General features: G+C 38.9%; 11 protein-coding genes and 20 tRNA genes. 1 reads left to right on the forward strand and 30 read right to left on the reverse strand.

Features of this window, described 5'->3' with window-relative positions; all coding sequences use genetic code 11:
- Window positions 1–9: 9 nt before the first annotated feature.
- The 4 genes from menB to GNT69_RS10210 are packed head-to-tail and all read right to left on the reverse strand — an operon-like array spanning window position 10 to window position 4838.
- Window positions 10–828: a 1,4-dihydroxy-2-naphthoyl-CoA synthase gene (gene menB, locus GNT69_RS10195; protein ID WP_203554834.1), complete on the reverse strand. Its 819-nt coding sequence runs from the start codon at window positions 826–828 to the stop codon at window positions 10–12.
- Between the two features lie 53 nt (window positions 829–881).
- Window positions 882–1688 (reverse strand): 2-succinyl-6-hydroxy-2,4-cyclohexadiene-1-carboxylate synthase, encoded by an 807-nt coding sequence (gene menH / locus GNT69_RS10200; RefSeq protein WP_203554835.1) that lies wholly within the window; start codon window positions 1686–1688, stop codon window positions 882–884.
- Window positions 1678–3435 carry a 2-succinyl-5-enolpyruvyl-6-hydroxy-3-cyclohexene-1-carboxylic-acid synthase gene (gene menD, locus GNT69_RS10205; RefSeq protein ID WP_203554836.1) on the reverse strand — a complete coding sequence of 586 codons (1758 nt, stop codon included), beginning with the start codon at window positions 3433–3435 and terminating at the stop codon, window positions 1678–1680. Before menD ends, menH begins: the two co-directional genes overlap by 11 nt.
- A complete protein-coding gene (locus tag GNT69_RS10210; protein WP_203554837.1) occupies window positions 3432–4838 on the reverse strand; it encodes an isochorismate synthase in 1407 nt (468 codons plus the stop codon). The genes menD and GNT69_RS10210 overlap by 4 nt, the downstream gene beginning before the upstream one ends.
- 339 nt (window positions 4839–5177) lie before the next feature.
- Between GNT69_RS10210 and GNT69_RS10215 the strand changes: the two genes are divergently transcribed.
- Complete coding sequence (locus tag GNT69_RS10215) at window positions 5178–6107, forward strand: 1,4-dihydroxy-2-naphthoate polyprenyltransferase (protein WP_203554838.1); 930 nt, start codon at window positions 5178–5180, stop codon at window positions 6105–6107.
- Window positions 6108–6150: 43 nt separating this feature from the next.
- Here the strand turns inward: GNT69_RS10215 and speD are convergent, their stop codons facing one another.
- The 26 genes from speD to GNT69_RS10345 all read right to left on the reverse strand — a co-directional run bounded on the left by speD (window position 6151) and on the right by GNT69_RS10345 (window position 18019).
- Window positions 6151–6960: an adenosylmethionine decarboxylase gene (gene speD / locus GNT69_RS10220; protein WP_203554839.1), complete on the reverse strand. Its 810-nt coding sequence runs from the start codon at window positions 6958–6960 to the stop codon at window positions 6151–6153.
- 127 nt (window positions 6961–7087) lie between these two features.
- A complete protein-coding gene (locus tag GNT69_RS10225) occupies window positions 7088–9490 on the reverse strand; it encodes a glycogen/starch/alpha-glucan phosphorylase (protein ID WP_203554840.1) in 2403 nt (800 codons plus the stop codon).
- Window positions 9465–10931 carry a glycogen synthase GlgA gene (glgA, locus tag GNT69_RS10230; protein WP_203554841.1) on the reverse strand — a complete coding sequence of 489 codons (1467 nt, stop codon included), beginning with the start codon at window positions 10929–10931 and terminating at the stop codon, window positions 9465–9467. Before glgA ends, GNT69_RS10225 begins: the two co-directional genes overlap by 26 nt.
- A complete protein-coding gene (locus GNT69_RS10235; RefSeq protein WP_203554842.1) occupies window positions 10928–11959 on the reverse strand; it encodes a GlgC family sugar phosphate nucleotidyltransferase in 1032 nt (343 codons plus the stop codon). Before GNT69_RS10235 ends, glgA begins: the two co-directional genes overlap by 4 nt.
- 22 nt (window positions 11960–11981) lie before the next feature.
- Window positions 11982–13127 carry a glucose-1-phosphate adenylyltransferase gene (locus GNT69_RS10240; RefSeq protein WP_203554843.1) on the reverse strand — a complete coding sequence of 382 codons (1146 nt, stop codon included), beginning with the start codon at window positions 13125–13127 and terminating at the stop codon, window positions 11982–11984.
- Complete coding sequence (gene glgB / locus GNT69_RS10245; protein ID WP_203554844.1) at window positions 13045–15003, reverse strand: 1,4-alpha-glucan branching enzyme; 1959 nt, start codon at window positions 15001–15003, stop codon at window positions 13045–13047. Before glgB ends, GNT69_RS10240 begins: the two co-directional genes overlap by 83 nt.
- A 1175-nt stretch (window positions 15004–16178) precedes the next feature.
- Window positions 16179–16250 (reverse strand) — tRNA-Glu (locus tag GNT69_RS10250).
- Window positions 16251–16259: 9 nt separating this feature from the next.
- Window positions 16260–16350, reverse strand: a tRNA-Ser gene (locus tag GNT69_RS10255).
- A 3-nt stretch (window positions 16351–16353) separates the two neighbouring features.
- Window positions 16354–16428, reverse strand: a tRNA-Asn gene (locus GNT69_RS10260).
- A 12-nt stretch (window positions 16429–16440) separates the two neighbouring features.
- Window positions 16441–16514: transfer RNA gene (locus GNT69_RS10265), tRNA-Ile, on the reverse strand.
- A 5-nt stretch (window positions 16515–16519) separates the two neighbouring features.
- Window positions 16520–16593 (reverse strand) — tRNA-Gly (locus GNT69_RS10270).
- An 11-nt stretch (window positions 16594–16604) separates the two neighbouring features.
- Window positions 16605–16680: transfer RNA gene (locus GNT69_RS10275), tRNA-His, on the reverse strand.
- Window positions 16681–16722: 42 nt separating this feature from the next.
- Window positions 16723–16798: transfer RNA gene (locus tag GNT69_RS10280), tRNA-Phe, on the reverse strand.
- Between the two features lie 9 nt (window positions 16799–16807).
- Window positions 16808–16884 (reverse strand) — tRNA-Asp (locus GNT69_RS10285).
- Between the two features lie 3 nt (window positions 16885–16887).
- Window positions 16888–16961: transfer RNA gene (locus GNT69_RS10290), tRNA-Met, on the reverse strand.
- Between the two features lie 32 nt (window positions 16962–16993).
- Window positions 16994–17086 (reverse strand) — tRNA-Ser (locus GNT69_RS10295).
- 18 nt (window positions 17087–17104) lie between these two features.
- Window positions 17105–17181, reverse strand: a tRNA-Ile gene (locus tag GNT69_RS10300).
- 23 nt (window positions 17182–17204) lie between these two features.
- Window positions 17205–17281, reverse strand: a tRNA-Met gene (locus GNT69_RS10305).
- A gap of 22 nt (window positions 17282–17303) precedes the next feature.
- Window positions 17304–17376 (reverse strand) — tRNA-Ala (locus tag GNT69_RS10310).
- An 8-nt stretch (window positions 17377–17384) separates the two neighbouring features.
- Window positions 17385–17461 (reverse strand) — tRNA-Pro (locus GNT69_RS10315).
- A 37-nt stretch (window positions 17462–17498) separates the two neighbouring features.
- A tRNA-Arg gene (locus GNT69_RS10320) sits at window positions 17499–17575 on the reverse strand.
- Between the two features lie 8 nt (window positions 17576–17583).
- Window positions 17584–17672 (reverse strand) — tRNA-Leu (locus GNT69_RS10325).
- Between the two features lie 14 nt (window positions 17673–17686).
- Window positions 17687–17761 (reverse strand) — tRNA-Gly (locus GNT69_RS10330).
- Between the two features lie 4 nt (window positions 17762–17765).
- Window positions 17766–17850, reverse strand: a tRNA-Leu gene (locus GNT69_RS10335).
- Between the two features lie 9 nt (window positions 17851–17859).
- Window positions 17860–17935: transfer RNA gene (locus tag GNT69_RS10340), tRNA-Lys, on the reverse strand.
- An 8-nt stretch (window positions 17936–17943) separates the two neighbouring features.
- Window positions 17944–18019 (reverse strand) — tRNA-Thr (locus tag GNT69_RS10345).
- Between the last annotated feature and the right edge of the window lie 4 nt (window positions 18020–18023).

The following is an 18023-nucleotide window of genomic DNA, read 5'->3' on the forward strand; positions in this document are numbered from 1 at the left end:
ATTTATGAATTAAGGAAAGCGTGGAAACTGGTCAAAGTCTGGTTTGCGCTTCTCCACATACGCATTGCGCCCTTCTTTTGCTTCATCAGATGTATAATAGAGCAAAGTAGCGTCACCTGCAAATTGTTGGAGCCCAGCAAGCCCGTCTGTATCAGCATTCATCGCTGCCTTTAAGAAGCGAATAGCCGTTGGGCTTTTCTCAAGAATCTCTTCACACCATTGAATCGTTTCTTCCTCCACTTGATCTAGAGGAACAACTGTATTCACTAATCCCATGTCAAGCGCTTGTTGTGCATTGTATTGACGGCATAAAAACCAAATTTCCCGTGCCTTTTTATGACCGACAATTCTTGCCAAGTAGCCAGAACCATAGCCTGCATCAAAACTTCCGACTTTTGGACCAGTTTGTCCAAACACGGCGTTATCTGCAGCAATCGTTAAATCACAAACGACATGGAGAACATGTCCACCACCGATTGCATATCCTTTTACCATGGCGATCACTGGTTTAGGAATCACCCTAATTAGGCGTTGTAAATCAAGGACATTCAATCGAGGGATTTGGTCATCACCAACATAACCACCATGTCCACGAACATTTTGGTCTCCACCTGAACAAAAAGCTCGATCTCCCGCGCCCGTTAGCACAATGACACCTACTTTGGAATCATCCCGTGCGTAAGCGAAAGCATCGATTAACTCCATGACTGTTTTAGGACGAAAAGCATTGTGAACTTCCGGACGGTTAATTGTAATTTTAGCGATACCGTTATATGTTTCATAGATGATATCTTCGTAATTACGTTCTGAAACCCATTCAATTGCCAATTGTAAATCCTCCTTTTATGTATTACACAGCTCCATTGCTTCGGAATTTCGTCTTATTTTGACAAAAACCTACTTACTATTGTACCAAATTTTTCAGGTTCTTCCACATGAATCGCATGTCCGCACCCTTTAATTTGAAAGCTTTCCGCATTTGGAATCCGGTTTTCCATCTCTTCTGCAATTTGACAGAATTTCCGATCGAACTCACCAGCCAAGATAAGTGTTTCACAAGAAAAGTGACTGATTGATTCCCACCAAGATGGCTGCGCTCCAGTTCCCATCCCTAAAAGACTGTTTGCAAGCCCGAAAGGATTATTTTGCAGGCGCCGCTTCCTTATTGATGCCCTTACTTTAGCGGGCAAATTCATTTGTGTCTGAAATAAAGGAAGTCTCTCCCAGTAATCAACAAACGCTTCCACTCCTCCAGTAAGAAGCTTTTCCGCAAGGGCCCCATCCTGCTTTCTTCGGAGCTGTCTTTCTTTTTCTGTTTTCAAACCTGGGGTTGTGCTTTCAAGTACTAATTTTCTAACTTTATGAGGATAGAGTGCGGCAAAAGCAATCGCCAGACGACCTCCCATCGAGTACCCTAATAAATCTGTTTTTTCAATTCCTAACTTATTGAGCAGCGAGTTTAAATCCGCAGCAACTTTCATTACACTGTACATCGAATAATCATCAGGTGATTCAGTTTGTCCATGACCAACCAAATCAACTATAATCATTTTAGAAGCAGAATTGAAACTAGTTAAAAACGGTTTCCACGTTGAACCATCCCCTGTAAAACCATGTAACAGGATCAATGGAAATCCTTTTCCATTCACTTCAACATTGTATTTCACACCATTTAATTCAATTTTCATTTTCGTGAGTTCCTAAAAAAACACTTATTTCCCGGGAAACAGAATTCCACAAATCTCGATGTTCAATTAAATTTTTGTCTCTATTTGTCATGATTTCCATTACCTTGAGACCTTTTTGTTTAAGATTACTAGTAAAAGTTTGGTGAAAATGCTCCCAATCTTCGATTTTTACATATGTACCGCCATACATTTCGACAACATGACGAAAATTAACATTTAATGGTGTCCCAAATAACAATTCAAAATGCTTTGGATCGTTGGCTTGAGGCAGGAAAGAGAAAATCCCTCCACCATTATTATTAATTAATAGAATCGTGATATTGAGATTATTTTGCTTAGCAGAAAGAAGCCCATTTAAATCATGAAAAAAGGTTAGATCGCCTAATACTAAATAAAGTGGCTGAGAAACCGTTGCTACTCCTAATGCCGTTGAAACAACCCCATCAATCCCATTTGCACCACGATTCCCCATCACTTTTATTTCTTTCCCATTGTTCAAGAAAAAAGTATCTAAGTCACGAATAGGCATGCTATTGCCCACGAATATAGTCGAAGAATCTGGCAACACTTCCGCAAGGAGGGAAAATAATTTTCCTTCACTTAAAGTTTCAATTTCATTAATGGAGTGCAAATGAGTTTTTGAAAGTTCGTTCACCACTAACCACTTTTCAAGGTAATCAGAATATTGACGGCTCTTTAGTCGTTCTATAAGTACCTTACAGAACATCGTTTCATCACAATAGACCATTTGTGAAGCGACTGTTAGCGGATCTCTCCATCCATTGCCACCATCAATGACAATCTGGGTTGCTGACCGATTTTCTCTAATGAAATTGGTTAAAGCTTTCGAAACCGGCATAGCTCCAAAACGAACGATTAGTTTTGGTGTTAAATAATTCTTTGCCTCTTCAACACGTAAAAACGTATCATACGCATCAATGACTCTGTCTTTTTTATGATTTCCGCTTCGTAATTGAGATAACGGATCGGCTAAAATCGGGTAGTTTAGCTTTTCGGCTAAATCGATGATTGCTTCTGTGAAAGAATGATCATCAATAGGCCCACAAACGATAACCCCATCCTCAATCGTTGAAAACATTGAAAGGAGTCTTTCCGTTGTTTCACTAGATAAGCTAGGTTTCCCTTGGAAAACTTCAACAAACCCTTCGTTTCGTTCTTGGAGCTGAAACATCTCTTCATTCAAAGCAGGGATCAACGGCTCTCGAATTGGAAAATTTAAATGAACAGGTCCTGCCGGAAATTGAATAGCCGTAGCTGCCGCACGAGCACAGACTGTTCGAGCATACCTTAACATCTCATCTGTCCCACCGGGTGGAGACATTTCCATAAACCATTTTACATGATGGCTATAAAGATGAATTTGGTCAATTGCCTGAGGTGCACCGACATCCCTTAATTCATGCGGGCGATCAGCAGTTAATACAATTAAAGGAATTCTAGATATTTTCGCCTCAATAATTGCTGGATAATAATTTGCAGCAGCAGTCCCAGAAGTACATAAAAGCACAACCGGTTTTTTTGAAGCTTTAGCAATCCCTAATCCAAAAAAACCAGCTGAACGTTCATCAACTTGAATATGAAGATTAAGTTTAGGATGTTCAGCCATTACTAAAGCAATTGGAGTCGAGCGTGATCCCGGGCTAATCACTACCTCACTAACTCCAGAGTAAGTTAACTCTGCAACAAATGCAGATAAATAAGCAGTTAAGTCTTCCTGATGATTCATTTCCACTTTCCCCCAAGCGCAGTCAGCATTGGTTGAAACTTAATTCTAGTTTCAATAAATTCACTCTCAGCATCAGAATCGGCGACGACACCGCAACCAGCAAACAGCGAAGCTTCTTTTCCTTGAACGAGAGCCGAACGAATAGCAACAGCAAATTCGCCATTCTCTCGATAATCATGCCAACCAATTGGTGCAGCATAGAAGCCTCGGTCAAGCTCTTCACTTTCCCTAATTTCAGCTACCGCTGCCTCTTTCGGGAAACCGCCAAGTGCTGGAGTAGGATGAAGCCTGTTTACCAAATCAAACATTGACGTTCCATTCCGTTTTTTTCCTACTACCGGTGTATATAAATGTTGAATATGTTTTGTTTTCAGTAACTTTGGATGTCCTGGCAACGATATTTGTTCACATGTTTCATCCATCGCTTCCTTAATCATTTCGACCACATATTGATGTTCAATTAAATTTTTTTGATCATTTAGGAGAGTTTGCCCAAGTTCCCTATCCTCTTCTTCCGTTTTCCCTCTAGCAATCGAACCGGCTAAGCAGGTGGAAAAAACTTCATTTCCATGTATTTTTACGAGCCTTTCAGGAGTTGCTCCGATAAAACAGTCGCCACACGATTCAAACGCAAAAATATAACTTTCTTTTTGTTCCGCAATAAGGTGCGACAAAGTTCGTTCAATCTCTACTTTTTCATCAAAAAATAAACGTACTTCCCTAGCAAGAACCACCTTTTTTAATTCACTGCTTTGCAAAGAGCGCACAAGATCTGAAACTGATTTTTTCCACTCCTCAGGTTGAACTTCGATTATACGATTTATTGGTGCATAAGGAAATTCTTGGTTCTGATTCGTAATTGCTAACAGGAATTGACGATCCTTACTAATTCTTTCGAAGAGTCGCAGGTCGTCTTGCTGTGTACAAATAATATTTGTTGTCAAAAAGCTCTGACCATTGACGACAGATAACATAAAAGTTGGGATATGAAAAAGGGCATCTTCATACTTTGACCATAAGCCCGTCTTTTTCTTTAGAGGATCAAATGAAAAACCACCAAATATTACTGGTCCGGTAGCGAGTTCCTTTTCCTCTCCTATTAGAATAGCTTTGTCAATCAGATCTTCCCACTGTTTTTCAACATCTGCAAAACGGTCGCCCATTTGATTTGATTGAATTTGTTTTGCAATTCCCATTCCTACAAGAATTTGAGATTTTTTCGGATTTTGCCAATAAAATCTCTCTCCCAAAAAGCGTTTTCGCCCGGTCGCAAAAAAATTGAAAGGATCCACCCTTTCAATTCTTTGGACTTCGCTTACTAAGACAGCATGAGAGTTTTCGCGAGCACGATCAATTGCTGCTAATATTGCTTGCCTCAACTCTGTATCTTGAATGGTTGCCAATTTAATCCCTCCAATAACAGCCTCTCATCTGTTACTCCACGATTTCAAACTTATTTTAAGATACACTTCATAAACGCCTCTGTCAATATATTGGGTAAAGTCTAACCTAGTATTATCCTTATTATATTGATTGCATTATCCTTTTTTAAAAGGACTGAAGTGAATAGGTAAAATTATCCATTTTACCCTTTAAATTAAGATTGACAATATCATTATAAACAACCTACACTTATTATTGTACAGTAAAACAATTTCTTTTAGAGACTTTTGACAGATTGGCTTTTTTTTGTTAAGATAATTTAGTTTGTTCTATTAAATTTTAAAGGAGAGAATTGTATTATGCAAACACCTCTTCCATCGAACCCTACTTCTATAGCAAAAGATGACGGATTTAAAAAGTGGTGGCACCTAACTAGACCGCATACGTTAACAGCCACATTTGCACCAATTCTTTTAGGCACCGCCCTCGCTATTGAGGTTACCGATATTAACATTATGCTTTTTCTCGCCGTGCTACTTGCTTGTTTACTAATTCAAGCTGCTACAAACATGTTTAACGAGTACTACGATTATGTTAGAGGTTTAGATACCGAGGAAACAATCGGAATTGGTGGTGCGATTGTTCGAAACGGCATTAAACCAAACACGGTTCTCATGCTTGCCCTTGTCTTATACGGTATCGCCATTATAATTGGCATTTATATTTGTATGAATTCAAGTTGGTGGCTCGCAATTATTGGACTGATAGGAATGTTAGTCGGTTATTTATATACTGGCGGCCCGATGCCAATTGCCTATACACCGTTCGGTGAAATATTTGCTGGCTTCTTTATGGGACTTTTATTTATCCTTATTTCTTTTTACATTCAAACTGGTACAATTACAACAACGAGTGTGATTCTTGCGTTACCAAGCTTTTTACTAGTCGGTGGAATTCTTCTTTCTAACAGTATTCGTGATTTCGATGCCGATAAGGAATTTGGCCGTAAAACATTAGCAATCTTGGTAGGGAAAAAAAATGCCGTTCGTGTATTAACAGCAATATTTTTCCTTTCCTATATTTGGGTGATCGCAATCATTTTAACTGGAGCTTCAACGCCTTGGCTCGCAATTGTTCTTTTGAGCCTTCCTAAAGCTTTGAAAGCAATCAATGGGTTTAAAGCTGGAAAAACTCCTCTAGAAATGATGCCAGCGATGAAGGCGACTGCGCAAACAAATACCATTTTTGCCCTATTATTATCCGTTGGTCTATTTATTAGTTATATCTAATTCTTTGTGATAAAAGCGCTGATTTAAATCTCAGCGCTTTTTATCAATTAATCATATTCTTCCCATAAAAAATCTCATCCATTTCAAGTTTTAAGTTTTTCGTTATTTCTTCTCTTTCCTCATTGCTTAGCTTCTCTTTCGTATACCCGAACAAATAATTATTTAAGTTAAAATTCCTAAGTTTGCACTTTGTATGAAACGTATGCTCCTGATATACGTTTACATCAATCATATGAAACATTGTTTTCACGTCATCTGGAATGTAATTTTGAATCGAGCTTATATCATGGTCTATAAAAAGTTTATGGCCATTTTTATCTCTTGTAAAACCACGCACTCGGTAATCAATTGTCATGATATCTGTATCAAAAGAACGGATCAAATAATTCAACGCCTTTAAAGGTGAGATTTCTCCACATGTCGAGACATCGATATCTGCGCGAAAAGTACTTATTCCTTCATTCGGATGGTATTCTGGGTACGTATGAACAGTGATATGGCTCTTATCAAGTTGGAGCACCACATTATCAGGAAGTGGTCCAGGTGATTCTGCGAATGACTCATTCGGAACTTCAACCACTGGTCCCTCAGAAACTAAAACAGTTACACTTGCTCCTTGTGGTACATAGTCTTGTTTCGCTACATTTAATACATGAGCCCCAATAATATCGGAAACATTCGTTAAAATGGTTGTTAAGCGATCCGCATTGTATTGCTCATCAATGTATTCAATATAAGCTTCTCGTTCTTCTCTCGTTTTCGTATAGCAAATATCGTACATATTAAAACTTAATGATTTCGTTAAATTATTAAAGCCGTGCAATTCAATCCGTTGCTGATGCGTTAAATTCATCGGTCATACCCCCTTTTTTACACGCTCTAAAAAGATGAATACATTTCTTAAATATTTTTATTATACCCATTAATGGACATATAAATCGAAAGAACCGGCAATTAACATTTGCCGGTTCTTTCGATTATCATTTAATATAGGTTGGTTTTATATTCCAAATCTCATTTGCATATTCCCGAATCGTCCGATCACTTGAGAAAAATCCTGATTTTGCGATATTCATCAAACTTTTTTCAAGCCATATCTGTTGGTTTTCGTATTCTCTGCTAATTTTATTTTGGATATCAACATAGGAACTAAAATCTCGAAGAACAAAATATTGATCATTATGATCGAGTAATGAATCATAAATGGCGGTAAATTCACCTTCCGTATCCGGGAAAAAACCATTTATTAATTGATCGGTGACGAGCCGAATGCGACGATCATAATGATAATATTCCCGTGATTCATAGCCGCCATTTCTTTGATAATCTAATACCTTTTCAGCAGTCAATCCGAAAAGGAAGATATTTTCTTCGCCGACCAATTCTGTTATCTCAACATTCGCTCCATCGAGAGTCCCTACTGTCAAGGCCCCATTCATCATAAACTTCATATTCCCTGTACCGGATGCTTCTTTGCTCGCAGTCGAAATTTGTTCACTCACATCTGCTGCCGGAAAAATGTCCTCTGCAAGCGACACACGGTAATTTTCAAGAAAAACCACTTTTATTTTATCATGAACTTCAGGATCATTATTTATTTTCTCGGCAACTGTATTAATAAGTTTTATCACCTTTTTAGCAAAATAATAACCTGGTGAAGCCTTTGCTCCAAAGATAAATGTCCGCGGGATAAATGCATCATCGCGATCCATTTTCAACCGATTATATAAATGCATAATATGTAGCACATTAAGGAGTTGCCGTTTATAAGCATGGAGCCGCTTAACCTGTACATCAAAAACAGATGTAGTATCCACCTTAATTCCAGTCTTTTCAAATATAATTCCAGCAAGCTTCTCTTTATTCGTTCGCTTAATGTCTGCTAAACTTTGCAAAAACGTAGAATCATCTTTATATTTTAATAGGTCTTCAAGATGTTCTGTATTTTCAATCCATTCTGGACCAATAGAATCAGTTATTAAATTTGAAAGCTGTGGATTTGCTTTCATCAACCAACGCCGATGAGTGATTCCATTTGTTTTATTATTAAAGCGCTCAGGATAAATTTGGTAAAAATTAGTCATTTCTCGTGTTTTTAAAATCTCTGTATGAAGTTTTGCCACGCCATTTACACTATGACTGCCAATAATAGCTAATGGAGCCATTTTTACTCGATCATGTGCAATAATCGCCATTTCCTCTATCCTTGCCCAGTCCCCAGGATATTTGTCCCATAATTGTTGACAAAAGCGTTCGTTAATTTCCTCTATTATCATATAAATGCGTGGAAGCAATGGTTTAAAAATTTGTATAGGCCAAGTTTCTAATGCTTCAGATAAAGTCGTATGATTTGTATATGAGAGAGTTTGTACCGTTATATTCCATGCCTCATCCCAATTGATCCCTTCTTCATCAACGAGAATTCTCATTAACTCTGGAACAGCTAGAGCTGGATGCGTATCATTAATATGGATACCCACATGATGATTAAAATCGCGCATGTTTCGATTTTGTTTTTTATAGGAACGAATGATCGATTTTAAACTTGCCGATACAAGTAAATATTGTTGTTTTAAACGCAATATTTTCCCTTCATCGTGTGTGTCATCTGGGTAAAGCATTTCAGAAATTGATTCAGTCTCTCTTTTATAGGTTAGGACGTCGACATCAACGATATGGGATGAAGGTTCAGCACTCCAAAGTCTTAACGTATTCACAGTTTCCGATTGATGTCCAATCACTGGAAGGTCATAAGGGACAGCTGTAACCGTCTCTGTACTTAAATGTCGAAAGCATAAGCGACCATTTTCTTCGTAGCCTTCCACTCTTCCCCAAAAAGGAATTTCTACGGCATCATCTGCCTTGCGTACTTCCCAAACATGTCCATGTCTCAGCCATTGCTCTGGGAGTTCAACTTGATAGCCGTCAACAATCTTCTGCTCAAATAGCCCATGCTTATAACGAATCCCACATCCATGACCAGCTAGGCTTAAAGAAGAAAGTGAGTCTAAAAAACAGGCTGCTAAACGGCCGAGTCCACCGTTCCCTAAACCAGCATCTGCCTCAATTTCTTCGAGCTCGGAAAGATCAATCCCTAATTCGTTTAACCCTTCACTAACTACCTGCTCAATGCCGAGGTTCATTAAATTATGACGTAACAACCTGCCCAATAAAAATTCGATTGATAAGTAATACACTTGTTTATTACCAGATGTCCGATATTGCTCATTCGTTTTAATCCAATTCAAACTAACATATTCTCGAATCATCTGTCCAAGTGTTTGAAATTGCTCACGTTTTGAACTTTCTCCAAAACTTGTTCCATGTGTCATTTCCAATTTCTTTAAAAATGTTTCTTTAAACTCTTGTATATTCGTAAACATGCAAATCACTCCTTAAAACCAGGTCTGTATATAGCTGCTGATAAATTTTGGCAGACCGGGCCCAGCTAAAATCCATCTGCATGACTTTTTCAACAAGACGTTCCCATTGCTCTGTGTCCTCATAATAACTTAGAGCTCTTTCGATTGTATAAAGCATGTCATGAGCATTAAAGTTCGTAAAGGTAAACCCATTTCCTTCTGAATCACCCCCATTGTATGATTGAACCGTATCATTTAATCCACCTGTTTCACGAACGATCGGTATCGCTCCATAGCGGAGGGCAATTAACTGGCTTAAACCACATGGTTCAAATTTCGATGGCATTAAAAATAAATCTGCCCCAGCATAGATTCTATGTGCTATTTCTTCGTTAAAGCCGATATATACCTTGCACTGTTCAAAATATTGAGCGGCCATATGACTAAAGAAATACTCAAATTCACGTTCCCCTGTTCCTAAAACGATTAACTGCGCACCTGTATTCATGATTTCCTGAAAAACGCCACGAACGAGTTCTAGACCCTTTTGTTTTGTTAATCTCGTAACCATCGCGATAAGCGGAATATCCTCATCCTGAGGTAAACCAAACTGCCTTTGAATGGATAATTTGTTCAAAATCCGCGCTTCATGGTCTTTCGGACCGTAACATGCTACTAAATCTAAATCATTTTCTGGATTGTATATGGTATCATCGATTCCATTTAATATTCCCACTAAATCATCGCGACGGCTTCGTAACACTCCGTCTAGTTTTTCTCCAAAGTAGGCTGTTTGAATTTCTTCCATATACGTTGGGCTAACGGTTGTTATTTTATCGGCAGAAATAAGGGCCGCCTTCATGAAAGAGATATTCCCGTTAAACTCAAGCTGATTCGAATGAAAGTACTTATCCTCTAGCCCTAATAAATCTCCAAGAATCTCCTTTGGAAAAATCCCTTGGAATTGGAGATTATGAATCGTAAATACGGTTCTAATCGACTTATAGCCTTCGATATCACGATATTTTTCATTAAGCAAAAATGGCACCATCCCGGTATGCCAATCATGGCAATGAATAATATCTGGATAAAAATCAATTTCTTTAATGCTTTCCAATATGGCCCGATTAAAATAAGAGTATTGTTCTCCCTCGTCAAAATCACCATACATTTGGCTTCGTTTGAAATAATATTCATTGTCAATAAAATAATAAATGATACCATCCAATTCCAACTGTTCTACTCCACAATATTGATTACGCCAACCGACAGAAACATCAAATTCAGCGATTTTTTCCATTTGGTTTTTAAAGTCATCAGGGATGAGCTGATATTTCGGCAGCATCACCCTGACATCCATCCCCAGTTTCTTTAATTCTTTAGGCAATGATCCAGCTACATCTGCTAGTCCGCCAGATTTAATAAACGGGACACATTCTGACACGGCAAAAAGTACATTCACGAGTTTACCCACGCTCCCTTTACAATCGAACCTTTTCTCAAAATTTCCGGTTTTTCCTTTGTCCCAATAATTGTAACCCCTGAATCAATGCGGACATCTTTATCTAAAATCGTGTGTTCTAGTACACACCCTTCACCAATTTGTGTTTTCTGCATAATAATGCAGTTTCTGATTACTGCACCTTTGGCAATTTTTACTCCTCTGGCAATGATACTATTTTCTACAGTGCCCTCGATAATTGCCCCATTTGCCACCATTGAATTGTGAACAATCGCTGTTTTTAAATAAATGGTAGGCGGCTCATCTTTCACTTTAGTCAATATCGGACGGTCTTTATGGAATAACTGTTTCCAAATTTTTGGATTTAATAAATCCATACTTGCAGAGTAATAGTCTTGAATTGTAAATATTTTCTTTGCATATTCCTCATAATGATAAGCACAAAGTTGGTACGGGCTGTTAATATCCATCGCAACATCCCTGATGTTTAAATACCCTGTGTCATGTCTAGTATGAATTAACTCTAGTAAAAGATCCTTTTTCAATAAATAAATCTCAAGTGGTACTCCGTCCTTCCGAACCTCGGTTATCTCACAGCCACTTTCGATATGCCAGTTTAGTAGAGGATAGAAGTCAATATTAAAAATGGTATTCACATTTGAAACCAATACATATTCTTGCGTGCTCCTGTTCAAAAAATCAATATTTGCGGCAATATGTTCAAACGATCCGATCCCATTCATTGGTTTTTCTAATTCTGGTGAAGGGAAGAAAAATAATCCATCTCGCTTTCGATCTAATTCCCAGTTTTTCCCCGAACCTAAATGATCCATTAAAGATCGATACTGATACTTAGGAAAGATCGCTACACTTTGGATACCACAATTAACCATATTTGAAAGAATAAAATCGATTAAGCGATACCTTCCCCCAAAAGGAATCGCTGCTACAGAGCGATGTGGAGTTAATTCACTCAAACCTTCAAATAGTGTAGTAGCATCAATGACACCAAGCAAACGTTTTTTCAATTCAAATTCCCCCAACACCTTTTTAATTTGACACCATTTCTTCCAACGTTTCTTCAGAAACAAGCAGGATTTCCCCATCAACAGTCGGACGAATAACTGACCCATCAGGCACCGTAATTCCTGATGAAACAATCGCCTTTTCAACGATACAATTTTCTCCAATCGTTGCATCAGGCATAATCACTGATTCTTTTACCACCGAATTTTTCTTTATCGTTACCCCTTGAAACACGACTGTTTTCGTAACTGCGCCTTCAATCGTACAACCTTCATTCACAAATGAATCAGTTAGCACAGCATCTTTGCTAATAAATTGTGGTGGTTGATTCGGATTGACTGAATAAATTCGCCAATCCTGATCGAATAAATTAAGTTCACTTGTCTCATCTAACAAGTCCATGTTGGCCTCCCATAAGCTCTGTACGGTACCAACATCCTTCCAATAACCACTAAATGGATAGGCATACAGTTTCCGCTCATCACTTAGCATTTGTGGAAGAATATCTTTGCCGAAATCATGACTTGAATTTGGATTATTATTGTCCTTCAATAAATACTCCTCTAATTGCTTCCAATTAAAAATATAAACACCCATTGATGCTAAGTTGCTCTTAGGATTTTTAGGCTTTTCATCAAACTCGTTAACCCGCAAATCTTCATCTGTATTTAAAATGCCAAAACGATTTGCCTCTTCCCATGGAACTTTAATTACCGAAATCGTTACATCTGCTCCCTTTTTAATATGATGTTCAAGCATCAACTCGTAGTTCATTTTATAAATATGATCTCCTGATAAAATTAAGACATAATCAGGGTTATACTGATATAAGTAGTTTAAGTTCTGATAAATTGCACTAGCAGTTCCTGTATACCACTTCATTTCTGTTGAGGCAGTATAAGGCGGCAAAACTGTAACCCCATCCCCTCGTCGATCTAAATCCCATGCACTTCCAATTCCTATATACGAATTGAGAATAAGAGGTTGATATTGGGTTAATACACCAACAGTGTAGATACCTGAATTTGTACAGTTACTTAACGGAAAATCAATAATTCGGTATTTCCCACCAAAAGGAACGGCGGGCTTAGCGAGGTTTTTTGTCAATGAGTTCAAGCGACTTCCCTGACCCCCTGCTAGAAGCATCGCTACAATTTTTTTCTTTTGCATCTACTACTTTCCCCTTTCTTTTCCTAACAGGACGCAAGATTGAAATACCAAATGGTGGTATGTTCATTTCAATAGAAAATGGACGTCCATGAAAGCCAATCTCCTCAGCTTTTATTGACTTTTTATTTACTAACCCTGAGCCACCATAGGATAGGTTATCGCTGTTGAAAACTTCTCGATACGTTTTTAGTTTTGGAACACCTATTCGATATCCGGTATATGTTTCAGGAGTGAAATTGCATACAATAATCAAATGATGATCTTCATTTTTCCCCTTTCGTAAGAAGGAAAAGATCGATTGATGATCATTATCAGCATCGATCCATTCAAAACCTTCATAAGAATGATCCAATTCATATAAAGGTTTTGAACGCTTATAAAACTTCATCATTTCTTTCACAAACACATTCATTTTTTCGTGCATCTCGTAATCTAGTAAATGCCAATCCAATTGTTCTTTATCTTTCCATTCAGCAAACTGTCCAAACTCGGCGCCCATAAAGGTAAGCATTTTTCCGGGATGGGCAGCCATATATCCTAATAGAAGCCTTAATTGAGCAAACTTTTGCCAATAGTCTCCTGGCATTTTATCTAAGAGTGATTTCTTCCCATGTACGACTTCATCGTGAGAAAAAGGCAAAACAAACGCTTCTGAAAAAGCATATAATAATGAAAAAGTTACTTTGTTATGATGGTGTCTTCTTTCATGAGCTTGACTTTCCATATACTTCAACATGTCGTTCATCCAACCCATATTCCATTTATAAGTAAACCCTAATCCCCCTTCTTCTGGGGATGAAGTAACTTTCGGAAAATCAGTCGAATCCTCAGCAATCATTAATACGCCAGGATAATGGGTCGCAACAGCACTATTTAGTTTCTTTAAAAATTCGATACCATAAGCATTTACTTCTTCATTTGAATTTGGCCAATAGATAATATTTGATACAGCATCTAAACGAAAACCATCAATATGAAAATGTTCAATCCAAAACATCGCATTAGAAATAAGAAAGCTCTGAACCTCAGTTTTTCCTAAATCAAAATTGGCAGTTCCCCACACAAAATTCTCCCGATCGTTAAGATTGGGATAATCATATAGATAGGATCCATCAAATTGATAGAGCCCATGTTCATCCTTACAAAAATGACCAGGAACCCAATCTAATATGACACCTATCCCATTTTGATGAAATTGGTCAACAAAATACATAAAGTCATGAGGTTTACCGAATCGGCTAGTAACTGAATAATAACCAGTTCCCTGATAACCCCAGGAAACATCGAGAGGATGCTCAGTCAGAGGCAAGACTTCAATGTGGGTATAACCATGTTCAAGAATATATGGAATTAACTCATCAGCTAACTCCTTATACGTAAGTAACGACCCATCTGAAGCAAGTTTCCATGAACCAAGGTGAACTTCGTAAATTGCCATTGGTTTAGAATATGTATGGTCCTTTTCTCTTTTCCTTAGCCATTGCTTGTCATTCCACTGAAAACCATCTAGAGGATAAACAACCGAAGCAGTATTCGGTCTAACTTCAGAATGAAAGGCAAAAGGATCCGATTTCAGCTTTTTATCATCTGAAGGAGATATTATTTCATATTTGTATAATTCACCGCATAAATCCCCTTCTAAAAACAAATTCCAAACGCCTTCACTGTTCACCTTTGTAAACTCAAAACCTTCGCCATCCCATTGATTAAAATCGCCAACTAATCTTACAGTCTTAGCTGCGGGGGCCCATACACAAAAACGAGTATAGATTTTTGAATCATTTTTTATAATATGCGCTCCGAACAGATCATAGCACTTAAAATATGTCCCTTCATGAAATAAATGCAGCTGATATTCTGTTGGATGAAAGGTCATCCTACTTCACCTGCCTTTTTTATTCAGCTTTTGGATATATTCTATCTTTTTACGAAAAAACCTTGTAAACTTTTTGTAAATTGTTCGCCTCCGTTCGACAATTTCAGCTTGGTATCGCTTTCAATGCCTTAAGCACAGGTTTTATAAATTCCTCCTAAGGAAAATCTTTTAAAAAATGAATGAAAGGAAACAGGATGAAATCACTACAGAAGAGGCAAGTGTACAGACTCATTAAGTTATCTCTGTAGTTTTACCTAACTGTTCAAAGCCTTTGGCAAATAAAATTAAAATCAGTATCCACATTGCAGCAATTTTTGCGAACGTCAACGTAGAGATCATCTTTTTTCGTATAGGGGTGTAAACATCCTAACACTTATAAAATCGATTCTAGGTACATCCTAACGCTTGTAATGGTGGGATTCTATTAGTTTGTAATATTTTCTAACGACAATTTTTCATTTTTGGTCATTTATCTCGGGATACGATTTTTATGTTTAAAAAGTAAATTTTGAAGATGTGGATTGTTGAGGGGTTCTTCGTTTGGTTAAAAATGATGAGATTTTTATTCCCCGTACTTGGATTAAAAAGGTGGATTATTAATAAATAGGCTGAGGTTTATTGCTAGTACTTGGATTAACCGTGGTTATAAGGCTAGTTTATTGCTAGTACTTGGATTAAAGCGATTTTGGGGATTGTTTTTTATTGCTAGTACTTGGATTAACCGTGATTTTAAGGCTAGTTTATTGCTAGTACTTGGATTAAAGCGATTTTGGGCCATTTTTTATTGCTAGTACAGGGATTATATTGGCTTTCTGACCTCATTTTATTACTAGTACTCGGATTAACCTCTGTTTTTACAGCTTTTTATTACGAGTACTAGCAATATATTAGCGAAAACTGATGTTTTTAATACAAGTACTTGGATTAAAAAACGCGTTACCAGCATTATCGCTTAAAAAATTCTACGGATCTTTTCGGCAATTCTTCATAAATGACCTTTGCTGAAAAAAACATACAAAATTAATTGTACTTTTACCTAGTACTCGGATTAAAATAGAAAAATAATCTTAGAAATTAGATTAAACTTTGTTTTAACTAGATTTAACCATATATTTGACTTATACTTTCTTAACAATAAAAAAAGAGTTGCAGATTTATTATCTGCAACTCTTTTATGACCCCTACGGGATTCGAACCCGTGTTACCGCCGTGAAAGGGCGGTGTCTTAACCGCTTGACCAAGGGGCCTTATTTATATGGCGGAGAAGGAGGGATTTGAACCCTCGCGCCGGTTGCCCGACCTACACCCTTAGCAGGGGCGCCTCTTCAGCCACTTGAGTACTTCCCCATATGGCTCCGCAGGTAGGATTCGAACCTACGACCGTTCGGTTAACAGCCGAATGCTCTACCACTGAGCTACTGCGGAAAAATATAAAAGTGGGCCTAAATGGACTCGAACCATCGACCTCACGCTTATCAGGCGTGCGCTCTAACCAGCTGAGCTATAGGCCCATTATTGGAGCGGGTGATGGGAATCGAACCCACTACATCAGCTTGGAAGGCTGAGGTTTTACCAGTAAACTACACCCGCTTAATGAAAAATGGGGCGACTGATGGGAATCGAACCCACGAATGTCGGAACCACAATCCGATGCGTTAACCACTTCGCCACAACCGCCATGAGTATACTTATATAACACTTTTTCAATAACTTAAATAATGGTGGCTCAGGACGGAATCGAACCGCCGACACATGGATTTTCAGTCCATTGCTCTACCGACTGAGCTACTGAGCCATTTAAAAATGGCGGTCCGGACGGGACTCGAACCCGCGACCTCCTGCGTGACAGGCAGGCATTCTAACCAACTGAACTACCGGACCAAATTGCGGGGACAGGATTTGAACCTGCGACCTCCGGGTTATGAGCCCGACGAGCTACCGGACTGCTCTACCCCGCGATAATAAATATTATTTAACATCATAATTTAAATGGCGGAGGAAGAGGGATTCGAACCCCCGCGCGGTTTAACCCGCCTGTCGGTTTTCAAGACCGATCCCTTCAGCCAGACTTGGGTATTCCTCCATTTGAATATATGATATTTGGTGGACCTTGTAGGACTCGAACCTACGACCGGACGGTTATGAGCCGTCTGCTCTAACCAGCTGAGCTAAAGGTCCATGTTTGTTCTAAAGTTAATAAATGGTAGCGGCGGAGGGAGTCGAACCCACGACCTTTCGGGTATGAACCGAATGCTCTAGCCAGCTGAGCTACACCGCCAAATTATCAAAGGTTTTTAAGGTGGAGCCTAGCGGGATCGAACCGCTGACCTCCTGCGTGCAAGGCAGGCGCTCTCCCAGCTGAGCTAAGGCCCCACAACTAATGGTCGGGAAGACAGGATTCGAACCTGCGACCCCTTGGTCCCAAACCAAGTGCTCTACCAAGCTGAGCTACTTCCCGTTTAAACAGTGGTTGATAACAGTAACGAAATGAAAAATGGCGCGCCCGAAAGGAGTCGAACCCATAACCTTCTGATCCGTAGTCAGACGCTCTATCCAATTGAGCTACGGGCGCATTGATAATGGTGCCGAGAACCGGAATCGAACCGGTACGGTAGTCACCTACCGCAGGATTTTAAGTCCTGTGCGTCTGCCAGTTCCGCCACCCCGGCACTATCAATATTTATGGAGCGGAAGACGGGATTCGAACCCGCGACCCCAACCTTGGCAAGGTTGTATTCTACCACTGAACTACTTCCGCAATATGGTGCGGGTGAAGGGAGTCGAACCCCCACGCCTCGCGGCGCTAGATCCTAAGTCTAGTGCGTCTGCCAATTCCGCCACACCCGCAAATATAAATGGTGAGCCATGAAGGACTCGAACCTTCGACCCTCTGATTAAAAGTCAGATGCTCTACCAACTGAGCTAATGGCTCGTCTAAAATGGTGCCGGCCAGAGGACTTGAACCCCCAACCTACTGATTACAAGTCAGTTGCTCTACCAATTGAGCTAGGCCGGCGCTA

The sequence above is a fragment of the Bacillus sp. B15-48 genome (assembly GCF_016879755.1).
GTDB lineage: Bacteria > Bacillota > Bacilli > Bacillales > Cytobacillaceae > Mesobacillus_B.

Coding starts and splice junctions, on each gene's coding strand:
- GNT69_RS10225 (WP_203554840.1), bottom strand. CDS start 9,490: ATGTTTACGAATATACAAGAGTTTAAAGAAACATTTTTAAAGAAATTG.
- menH (WP_203554835.1), bottom strand. CDS start 1,688: ATGAAAATTGAATTAAATGGTGTGAAATACAATGTTGAAGTGAATGGA.
- GNT69_RS10215 (WP_203554838.1), top strand. CDS start 5,178: ATGCAAACACCTCTTCCATCGAACCCTACTTCTATAGCAAAAGATGAC.
- speD (WP_203554839.1), bottom strand. CDS start 6,960: ATGAATTTAACGCATCAGCAACGGATTGAATTGCACGGCTTTAATAAT.
- GNT69_RS10240 (WP_203554843.1), bottom strand. CDS start 13,127: ATGCAAAAGAAAAAAATTGTAGCGATGCTTCTAGCAGGGGGTCAGGGA.
- glgB (WP_203554844.1), bottom strand. CDS start 15,003: ATGACCTTTCATCCAACAGAATATCAGCTGCATTTATTTCATGAAGGG.
- menD (WP_203554836.1), bottom strand. CDS start 3,435: ATGAATCATCAGGAAGACTTAACTGCTTATTTATCTGCATTTGTTGCA.